The 10,142-nt window shown below is 34.6% G+C and carries 13 protein-coding genes; 4 read left to right on the forward strand and 9 right to left on the reverse strand.

Annotated elements, in window-relative coordinates; translation table 11 throughout:
* The first annotated feature begins 62 nt into the window (after nucleotides 1–62).
* The 4 genes from DWW86_RS16570 (at nucleotide 63) to DWW86_RS16590 (ending at nucleotide 3,485) form a co-directional block, all read left to right on the forward strand.
* The gene (locus tag DWW86_RS16570; RefSeq protein ID WP_004843519.1) at nucleotides 63–293 is read left to right on the forward strand and encodes a helix-turn-helix domain-containing protein; all 231 of its coding nucleotides are present in this window, start codon (nucleotides 63–65) and stop codon (nucleotides 291–293) included.
* A gap of 140 nt (nucleotides 294–433) precedes the next feature.
* Nucleotides 434–748 (forward strand): relaxasome subunit MobC, encoded by a 315-nt coding sequence (locus tag DWW86_RS16575; protein ID WP_072522126.1) that lies wholly within the window; start codon nucleotides 434–436, stop codon nucleotides 746–748.
* Between the two features lie 327 nt (nucleotides 749–1,075).
* On the forward strand, nucleotides 1,076–2,797 hold the full coding sequence (locus DWW86_RS16585) for a MobA/MobL family protein (RefSeq protein WP_181985380.1): 1,722 nt from the start codon (nucleotides 1,076–1,078) through the stop codon (nucleotides 2,795–2,797).
* Nucleotides 2,736–3,485 (forward strand): DUF6040 family protein, encoded by a 750-nt coding sequence (locus tag DWW86_RS16590; protein WP_330411536.1) that lies wholly within the window; start codon nucleotides 2,736–2,738, stop codon nucleotides 3,483–3,485. The genes DWW86_RS16585 and DWW86_RS16590 overlap by 62 nt, the downstream gene beginning before the upstream one ends.
* 219 nt (nucleotides 3,486–3,704) lie before the next feature.
* On the opposite strand, the gene DWW86_RS16600 is transcribed toward DWW86_RS16590, so the two are convergent.
* From DWW86_RS16600 to DWW86_RS16645, 9 genes are all read right to left on the reverse strand, one after another.
* Nucleotides 3,705–4,436 carry a hypothetical protein gene (locus DWW86_RS16600; RefSeq protein ID WP_005334769.1) on the reverse strand — a complete coding sequence of 244 codons (732 nt, stop codon included), beginning with the start codon at nucleotides 4,434–4,436 and terminating at the stop codon, nucleotides 3,705–3,707.
* Nucleotides 4,437–4,533: 97 nt separating this feature from the next.
* Complete coding sequence (locus tag DWW86_RS16605) at nucleotides 4,534–4,815, reverse strand: hypothetical protein (protein WP_005334771.1); 282 nt, start codon at nucleotides 4,813–4,815, stop codon at nucleotides 4,534–4,536.
* Nucleotides 4,816–4,834: 19 nt separating this feature from the next.
* A complete protein-coding gene (locus DWW86_RS16610) occupies nucleotides 4,835–5,032 on the reverse strand; it encodes a hypothetical protein (RefSeq protein WP_005334773.1) in 198 nt (65 codons plus the stop codon).
* Nucleotides 5,033–5,065: 33 nt separating this feature from the next.
* Nucleotides 5,066–6,268 (reverse strand): hypothetical protein, encoded by a 1,203-nt coding sequence (locus DWW86_RS16615; RefSeq protein ID WP_005334774.1) that lies wholly within the window; start codon nucleotides 6,266–6,268, stop codon nucleotides 5,066–5,068.
* Nucleotides 6,269–6,299: 31 nt separating this feature from the next.
* The gene (locus tag DWW86_RS17475; protein WP_235816073.1) at nucleotides 6,300–7,160 is read right to left on the reverse strand and encodes a DUF6560 family protein; all 861 of its coding nucleotides are present in this window, start codon (nucleotides 7,158–7,160) and stop codon (nucleotides 6,300–6,302) included.
* Nucleotides 7,150–7,791 carry a hypothetical protein gene (locus DWW86_RS17480; protein ID WP_029471593.1) on the reverse strand — a complete coding sequence of 214 codons (642 nt, stop codon included), beginning with the start codon at nucleotides 7,789–7,791 and terminating at the stop codon, nucleotides 7,150–7,152. The genes DWW86_RS17475 and DWW86_RS17480 overlap by 11 nt, the downstream gene beginning before the upstream one ends.
* Before the next feature lie 129 nt (nucleotides 7,792–7,920).
* Complete coding sequence (locus tag DWW86_RS16635) at nucleotides 7,921–8,313, reverse strand: hypothetical protein (RefSeq protein WP_235816074.1); 393 nt, start codon at nucleotides 8,311–8,313, stop codon at nucleotides 7,921–7,923.
* Between the two features lie 59 nt (nucleotides 8,314–8,372).
* Nucleotides 8,373–9,029, reverse strand: coding sequence for a hypothetical protein (locus tag DWW86_RS16640; RefSeq protein WP_019161966.1), 657 nt, complete (start codon nucleotides 9,027–9,029; stop codon nucleotides 8,373–8,375).
* A 480-nt stretch (nucleotides 9,030–9,509) separates the two neighbouring features.
* Nucleotides 9,510–9,719 carry a DUF6061 family protein gene (locus DWW86_RS16645; RefSeq protein WP_176815408.1) on the reverse strand — a complete coding sequence of 70 codons (210 nt, stop codon included), beginning with the start codon at nucleotides 9,717–9,719 and terminating at the stop codon, nucleotides 9,510–9,512.
* Nucleotides 9,720–10,142: the final 423 nt, after the last annotated feature.

The raw sequence follows: 10,142 nt of genomic DNA on the forward strand, positions 1-10,142 counted from the left end.
ATGGGAGAAAGGAGAATAATCCATTAACCTCATAAGAGGATAACTGGATTATACGTGATTATATGACGCAAAGAAAAATTGCATTATCCATCGAAGAAGCTGCTGATTATACGGGAATCGGCAGAAATACCTTAAGACAGCTTGTAGAATGGAAGAAACTTCCAGTATTAAAGGTTGGTCGCAAAGTCCTGATTAAAACCGATATTCTGGAAATGTTTATGGAAGCGAATGAAGGTCGTGATTTGAGGGATAGAGGAAATGTAAAAGCCGTAACAAGAACTGCGGCAAATTAAAAAGGCGGCTTCCAAAGAAACCGCCAAAGGTTCTATCAGACCGAAGCCATGATATACCTACACGCAAGAAGATTATACCATGTGCTTCTTCTGATACGCAACCGAGAACTTATGTTTGCAAAAGAAAGGGGAATGTAATCATGGCAAAATCAACAAAAAGTTATGAAGAACGAATGCTTGAAATGGAAAAGAAGGAACAGGAAAGCCTTGAAAAGGCGAAAAGATATGCAACACAGAAGAAAGAACTTCTGAAACGAAAGAAAGCCGAAGAAAGTAAAAAACGAACCCATAGGCTCTGTCAGATTGGCGGTGCAGTGGAATCCGTTCTTGGTGCACCTATTGAGGAGGAAGACATCCCAAAGCTGATTGGTTTTCTGAAAAGGCAGGAAGCCAATGGGAAGTTTTTCTCAAAGGCAATGCAGAAAGAAGCCAATACCGATATGGAGGAAGTGTAATGGCGGAGGGGATGAGTTTTTCATTCCCTTCATTGCTTTTTCATGAAGGGCGCACTTATGGACAACCAGAGGTCGTCCCAATAAGTTTGCCACAAGTGGCAACCGGTCTGCGCTCACGCTTGCCGGGCTCGTTCCGTCGGCGGGGCTTTCAGCCAGACCTGCTCATGCCGCAGGAGGCACTCTTCGCCAGAGGGGCGCATTCCATGCAGACTGCTATGCGCAGGGCACTCTTACGCAGAGGGCGTTCCGGCAATGCTGCTTTTTCTAAAATTGAAAGCAATGTTGCCGGAAATCTATGCCGGATGTGCAGAAAGGAGGAATCCAGACATGGCGATTTTTCATTACACAATCAAAATAGTCGGACGAAGTAAAGGAAAATCTGTTATCTCCGCTTCTGCATATCTCAATGGGGATGTGATGAAAAACGAAGAAACCGGGAGTATCAGTTATTACACTTCTAAAAAAGAAGTGGTCTACACCAGTCTGATGATGTGCGAAAACGCACCTTCTGAATGGCAGATAGTACCAGAGGAAAATATAAAACGCTTTCAAAAGTCTGTCCGATACAAAAGGTCAGAAGATAAAGAAGCTGCTATAAAAAAATTTAAAATCACATTTCAAAAACAGAGGTTATGGAATGAGGTATTGAAGATTGAAAAAAGTGCGGATGCCCAACTTGGCAGGTCATTTGAATTTGCCCTTCCAAAAGAATGGAGCAGACAAGAACAGATTCAATATACAGCCGACTATATCCAAAAAACATTTGTGGATAAAGGAATGTGCGCTGATTGGAGTATCCACGACAAAGGGGATGGCAATCCTCATGTCCATCTGCTTCTGACTATGCGCCCTTTTAACCCGGATCATTCTTGGGGAAAGAAAGAAGTCAAGGATTGGGAATTTGTCAGAGATAAAAACGGAAATATCGTGATTGATGAATCCCATCCGAACTGGTGGCAGGATAAGAAAAACCCTGACCGTCATGGAATCCGTATCCCTGTATTAGACGAAAACGGAATCCAGAAGATTGGTGCAAGAAACCGCTTGCAATGGAAACGGGTGCTGACCGATGCTACTGGATGGAACAATCCAAAAAACTGTGAACTATGGCGGAGTGAATGGGCAAAGGTATGTAATGAACATCTGCCTTTGCAGAATCAGGTCGATCACCGTTCTTATGAAAAACAGGGAAAACTCCAGATTCCTACCATCCATGAAGGCGCTGACGCAAGAAAGATTGAACAAAAGTTTCTTGCCGGGCAGGAAATAAAAGGTTCGTGGAAAGTAGCGGAAAATCAAATCATAAAACAACAAAACACGTTATTGCAAAAGATACTGGACACCTTTGGGAAAGTATCGGGTGCATTATCATTATGGAAGGAGCGATTAAATGACATTAGAAGAAAGCCGGGAAATTATACCCTTAATGGAATCCATGATTGGGCAAATCGAAGAACAGCAGACCTTAATGGCAGAAATGATTCTGGAAATGCAGAACCGGGACACCCAACTCTCTCTTATGCAGGAACAGAATCAGAAATTGCAAAAATTAAACAGCGAGTTATCCGGGCTGCTCAACATTTTGCCAAATACCGAGGAACTGCTTTCCAAGATGAAAGAACAGAAAACGAAGATAGAACTTTTGGAAAACGAAAATCAGCAATGGCAGAAATTGGCACAGAAGCTGAACAGCGAAAACAGTTTATTACTGAAACAGAACACCGAATTGCTGAACTGGAACAGCAGATAGAGAAAGGACGTGATATAGATGAACGAATCCAGAGAATTAAAGAACGCCGAACAGTTGGAAGAGCTTCTGCTCCTGACCGAGGAGATACAAGAAGAACTGGAACAGAAAGACCAGCTTATCGTGGAACTGAAGACGCAGCTCAACGAATCTCTGATCTTGAACGAGAAATTAAACAAAGAGAACAGAGCCGGGAATATTCAAGCATTAAAGAACGACTTGAAGCTGGCAGACAGAGCATTGCGGAACGAGAAAGAGAAGCTGCGAAGCGCAAACGTCATGATCGGGGAATATCAAAATAAAATACGCTGTTTAACACAACAACGGGATTATGCCCGGACACATCAGAAAATCGTAGAGATACCGGTAGAAAAGCCGGTACTCTATGAAAAATGTGAATCCTGTGACCGGACAGCCTATCAGAATGAAAAAGCGAAATACGGAACACAAAAAGAGCGACTTGCCGGACAGTATAAAGCAAAAACGGTAATGTTCCAAACAACCTTGTTCCTTCTTGCATGGTATTCGCTGACAACCACTCTTTTTCAGGCAGTACAGTCCGATGTGTTCCTTTCCGATTGTAAATCATTCTTCCATGATGCAGCGTCATTCCTACAAACTTTTATCGGTTGGACAATTGATGCCGGGCAATCTGTGGCACAGATTAGCACAAAAATTCCAAATCCTTTTATAGCCGGAATGGTATATTGGTTATTTCTGATATTGGTTGTCGGAATATGTGTGGCAGGGACAGGGATACTGGCGATACTGATAGAAATAAAGGTTATAGAATTATATAAGAAAAACTGTTGGGATGTTATTACTCTACTGATGATACTGACAAGTACTGCTGTCATCATTTATTTTGGAGAAGCAATTAAAAAAGCACTTTCCGTAAATCTTCTATTGCTTTTCGTACTTTCTCAGGGAGTATATCTTGGAATCAGATGTTATTTGAAAAATCGGTTAGGTACCAAGCAATATTGGTGAAAACATGCTAAAAAACGTATAATAGCAGGGGATAAAACATCGTCCCCTACTATTATATAAACAGCGAAGTTTTACCCATCTCTCTCTTTTGAAAGATTCGCTACTTGTGGAACCGAGATATAAGGTTTCGCCTGTGTTCTTTGGTGTATCACTACCACATTTCTCTGTACCGATGTAATCTTTCTGCATACGGAAGCAAGAGATACAATATTCCTTATTTTAAAACATAATTACAATTCCTGTTTGACAAGAACGATCATCATAGAAGGATTGTATTTGTCCCCACTCATAATAATATTCGACGCCTGTCATACTCTTTTTACTGGGAGTACCTAAGCATTTCCTTAAAAACCTATTATTTTCTTCTTGCAACTTTTCTAAGACTGTACCATTCATTGTCTCATATTTCGTAGAATACTTTTTGTCTGCTCGAACCAATTCAATCTTTTTTACTTTTCCATGTCTTCCATAGATTGTAACATAAAACTTCTTATAAAGCCATTTTAAAGGTTTCTTAGAAATCAATATTGTATAAGAATACTCTGTTTGAGCAATCTTAAAATCAATTTCTTTAAATAGGGAAATACTTCCTTTGGGAGTAATTTTATATCCCCCTATTTTTAACATATCTTCCTTTAGCTCATCCTTTATTTGGATAATCTCCATACTTACTATAAAAACAACATAGCCTTCACACACTACAACGGTAACTATTTTTGCCCATAGCACATCTGGAACAAACATGTTCCAAGCTATAACAGGAAGCAAAGCTACTCCTACCGCAGTCACCAGTAGAAGCACCCTCCAAATATAATTTTTCTTTCTTTTTCCTTCATTAGTTAAATTTTCATCATAATAAAGATGACCTGGGGCTTCGAATGAGTTTAATAGAAATTCCTTTAAAAATGACACCAGAACCGCTCCCCAAGAAGATTTCTTTTGTTCCTTCATATTACCCAATCTCCTCTGCTATATGATTATTTTTCATTCTATTTTTTACTTAACTTATACATTAGCAAGATTTTTAGTTATTCTTCTAACAATATTTTTATCCCCGCTTTTTCTGCTTTATGCGAAAAGTCAACAGCAAATCCCCATCCCATCTCTGCAAATTGCCATTTCTTCGTTTTTTTGTAATTTTATAGATTTCAACTGTAGACACTTTATTTAATTCAGGATATAACTTCTTAAGTGTAAGTATTTGTTTATTTCTGCTTATTTTTTCATTCCATATAATTGTTAATTTAACCTGTTTTCTTTCAAAAAAACCCACCTTACATAAATCTGCATAGCAGGCTTCTGGTATTGATATATCATTGTTTTTTAACATTTTTCTCCTTTATTTAATTTTATAAAAAACTTCTAAGCCCTATTAAAAGAAATATGAAGCCTATTAGAGGAACAGGTATCATACAAATGAGAAACACATTAAATTTTTTCCTTGCTTCATCAGTATTTTCTTCTTTTGTTACTTTTGCTTTTTTCATAACTATAAAAGGGAATATCAGTAATAATAATCCTCCAACTACTGCTAACAATATTTTCATCTTATATATTCCTTCCTTATCTTTAAATAAATATTAATCATGTATCGTACTATATTCCAATCCTAATGCACTTTTTCTTCTACAAATTCTTTTACTATCGCCTATTGATGTATTTTCATATTCACTGTTTGAAACAGTATATATTTCTCTTTTACCATTACAACTTACATATAACTCTCTATCTCTAGTTTTACCACTGCTAATCTTTTTGTCTGTTACAATTGCAATTTCATGAGTTGCCCCATCAAATGTAAATAAAAAATTTATTGGGAAGCTAATTGTAAATGCGATTATAAAAGCAGCAAATACAACTGAAAGTTTACGTCCAAATTTCTGTGGTACATCTGTTTTTAAAGATTTAATAATAAATGGCAGTGCAAGTAAAGCAGTAATAATTGCCGTAATCTTCATATAGTTTCCAAATTCATAATTAAAGAGTTTACTCGTATTCAGGGATAAAAGCATTGCTATTGCTGCACCCATAAATGGTAATTGATACGCCAGTTCTTGTCCTTTTTTTGTGGTGACTTCTATAAATATATATGGATAATATTTTATATACACTGCATATGTAATCATCAAAACCATTATAAATATAACTAACATTGTTTTGCCACCAATAAAAAATGCTACCGCATCAGCAATTATTAGAATCCAACCTAAAGCTTTTAAAAATTGCTTTGTTTTTTTACGCTTTTCTTTTTCTATTGTTTTTGACATATTTTTGATAGTTGTATTCTCATTACATATAGATTTATAGAAATTCTTTTCTATCCAGTTTAAAGCAGGTACATACTTTGATACATCTTTGTTCTGTTCAACTAACTCACCAAAATCCACAAGATCTATTTCATGTTTTATAAGTGTATCATATAAAATATCATAATTTACATACACTTGCTCCAGAGTAACAAGTCTATTGTACATCTTATCAATTAATATGACATCTGTTCTACCATTTAATGGAATCATTAAAATACAACGAATATCATTATATTTTATATGCTGAGTTTTCTTAACCAGATAGCTAAATACAATTTCATCTTCATTTACTACAATTATTTGTTTCTTGTATGCCAAAATTAAAGCAATACCTAAAAATACAAAAGGCATAAAACATATCGCAACCCCCATATTTCCTGTAACAAATGTTACCAGTACGATTATTAAAAAAAGAACTGTTGTTACTATTCCTAAATTTTTTACAAATTTACTTAATCTAATGACATTATCCATAAACTCAATCTCCCTATATGATTCACATTTTTCATTTTTTACGTTCTAATTTCTTCTTATCCTTTTTTATTTCTGCAATCTTTACTTGCAGCCAGTCCACATTTCTATTTCGGGCAGAAATTTTAGCGATTTTTTTCTGATTTTTATATAAAATAAGAGCTTCTCCAAATAAATTCTTTTTTCTTTTCATCTGGGTAATATCCGTTAATCTTATTTTACAGTTCTTCCTTAAAAATCCATTTCTATATAGCCATCCATCCTTGACAATTGTTTTGTCCATTAAAAAATAGAAAAATATACCTCCCGGTACAAGAGAGAATAAAAGGAAAACAAAAGCTGTTTCTTTTGCATTGAATACAAGTATCACACTATTGTAAACCAAATATAAAAAGAAAATGCCTGGCAGAACATAGTGGCTTTCTTTTGGTCTTATGATGCACTTTTTATCTCTACAACTCAACCATGTTTCTTGTGAAATTTTATGCTTAGACAGACTATTTGCAAACAATGATGCGCTTATGTTTTCATCAAATTTGAATATTATTTTGTCCCCTGCATATATTTCCAATGTACCATTTTCTTTATGTACACTTCTTGTTATATCTGAAAATTTATAATATTTTTTTCCAAAAAACGACCGGTATTCAATTACATCATGATTTATCTTGACTCTCCACAGGAACAAATGCAGGGTACAGATTCCAGAAAAAGCAATCAATATTCCATACGCCACTATAACTGAAAAATCCGCCTGTCCGTCTATAAAACCATACAAAAGTAATCCTGAGAAAAATATAGTTCCAACCAAAAATAAAATTCCCAGCCATCCTTCTTCCTGGATGCTATAATTATTTTCATCTATATTCTTTTCATAAAAATATTCATTTTTCAACCTCCCATTTTTTGACAGCAAAATACTTTACCAGGTGAAAAACTCCTAAGATAGAACCCAAAGAACAAAAATAGGAACAAAGGCTTGCAATTCTAATCATGGCTGTATATTCAACGCTGCTACTAAGTACTTTTGCGACACCCATTCCAAGCAATACAAAACTAGTAATACACCATCCTCCAGCCAGCTTTTTGGAAGAAGATGGATTGTAGATATCTTTTTTAATCAAAGTTATTATAAGAAAAATGTATGCAGCGATTACCAGTATGTAAATGATAACGAGTATGGTTAGATACCTCTTATAATATTCTTCTTTCATAGTTGTCAGCATGAGGATAGTTGCTGCCCAACAGAACAAAATAGAAAACGTCAGACTTTGTATTCCAATGATCCAAAAAACCTTTTTCCCTGTCACTTCTGTTCTTGAAAAACTAAGAATCACGAATCCAAGATAAACAATAACTAAAAATACTTTTGAAAAAAACGGTGATGGAGCTGATTCAGATAAAAAGAAAAATAAAAATACTAGAAACAAGATTGCTCCATCTAATTTGTAGATTTCTTTCGGCTTAATCACATCTTCTATACCGTATAGTAAAAAACTTTTTGTTTGTTCATTAATCTTTTTCATTCTCGTTTTCCCCTATCATTTCTTTATTCTTCCTCTACGGATATTTCCACATTTGCATGAAGCACCTTTTCCAGATATAATAAAACAAGCCGTCGCCCTTCTTCACATTTTCCTATCTTAGAAATATTCCTATACAGCAGATATAATGGAAACATAAATAAAATCAAACATTCTGTTAAAATCAATAAATCTCCCTGAGAAAAAAAACAATGCAAATAAAATCACTATGAGCAGAAAAAATAGTGCAGCTTTTTTTATGTATGGCAAAAGCACAAACGTACCTTCCAGCATTACATCTCCCCCATAGCTTTTTATATGTGTCTGGAGCATTTCCCAGCCACCGCCTGTCATACTTCCTGCTGCATATCCGATACATAAGGTATTATCCTCTTCTTTGTAGGCTGCAAGTGCCATATCTCTATAAGCCTGGTTTGAAATACATAATGGTTTTGTAGTCTTCTTAATCTGTTCCAATAAATATTCTTTGGAATAAGGAAAATATATTTTATAATATTCTTGCATATGCTTTCCTTTCTCATAAAAAGGTTTTCTAAAGTTCAATACAATACAAATTTTTTACATTAGTTTCCATCATTTATAAGCTGAACCATTTCCATAGAGATATTGTATTCTTTGCAAAATCTGTTTATTGTCCAATTATTAAAGAGAAGAAAACTCTTCGTCACATAAATATTTGCTTTTGAATGATGTATTAAATTGAAAATACTTTTTATATCATAACAGTTAAAACTGTAGGCAGGAGACATTCCTATCTGCCCATTGCTTATATTGATATCATATCTTTTTTGTATAACACTTGGATATGCCAAATAAATTGTAATATTGCATATATATTTTTTCTTCCCATTTTCTTTTATGTATAGGTATGGTTCTCCCAGTCCAATATCATATATTCCTTTAGGTCTGGAGGATAGTGTAAAAACTAATGAATGGATATCCGCATACAAAATTTTTCGTTCCCTAAATCCATATGTTATTTTTTGATCGAATAGTTTATAAGTACGTTGTTTTATAAAGTAATAAAACAATAATAAAAAAATCACAAAAAGTATGGTAAAAATCAGTGCTTTTTGAAAACTCACTTTAAAATCAAAGGAAAACAAAAGTTCGGTTAAACAAAACGATATTGCTGAACAACTAATAATACTAACTATAATGTTGAACCAAGTATTAAATTTTCCATTTCCAAAGATATAATCATAACTTTTATTCTTCATTATAACCTCGTATATTTTTTAATATAGAAAAACTGCATCACAATATCGAACCAAAATATAAAAATCAATTTTATCTCTTTATCATAATTATATACATCAACTAACCACATTGTAAAGCAAAAAGCAAGCCATTTTCAGACTTGCTTTCCACCAGATTACTGCACCTTATTGCCAAATCATCTCCTTATTCAAAATTCCCTTTTCACACTCTTGTATAGTATTTATTTGCTACCCATTCCATCTGTTTATCTGCCTTCAACTCTTCCTTAATCCCCTGTGTCTATTTCATTTGCTCTACAATTGACTATTATTCCAGCGATTATATAAAAACCATAACCAATACAAAATATGGAAACGGTGCTTCTAACTATACCGCTAAAGCCTTTCGCCATTATCCCGAAAATAGTACTCCAGCAGACATAAAAAACTCGACCCCCTTGTAAAATGGGCATCAGAAGTTTTCTACCCGTTATTCTTGTTCTATAATTCAAGTGAATCTTCTGAATCTATCCACATCTGTAAATTGCCATCGAGATATAATCTTGCATATTCTAAAGGCTCATCCACAGCCAATGAAGTAAGCGCACATTCTGATCCATATGTGGTTTTTAAATCTTTTTCAGCTCCCCAGCAATCAATGCGAAGCATATATCCAACACTTGTGTAAACATCAATACTATCGTGTTTTATGTTGTATTATGCATAAATTGTTCTCATCGTATCTTATCTCTATTTTCTTTTAATAATCAGTTATAGAGTTAAATATCGAAAACATTTCAATCAGTTCACCATGTCGTTATTGTTATACTGTGTTATGAAATTTTCTTTCCCTTATTTTTTCCCATATTAAGATTCATGAAAGCTAATGGGAGAATATAACACAAAGGAAAGAGTAAGGGAAAGCTCACTTGCTACAAACTTAGTATTTTCAAGGGTTTGCGAAGAATTTGATAATCAAATATAACAGTTATTAAATTTCCTAAAATAAGTGCAATATCAACTGATATTTATCGCAATCGGTCTACCCATTCTGACTGCCTGCCGGATGAGATAGTCAATCCCTTCCATCAGCTCCGTCGTCCGCGGAAAAGAATTTTCTCCTGCATTCCCCAT

Origin of the sequence: Ruminococcus sp. AF17-22AC, assembly GCF_003460065.1 — a bacterium.
In the GTDB taxonomy this organism is placed as follows: domain Bacteria; phylum Bacillota; class Clostridia; order Lachnospirales; family Lachnospiraceae; genus Blautia_A.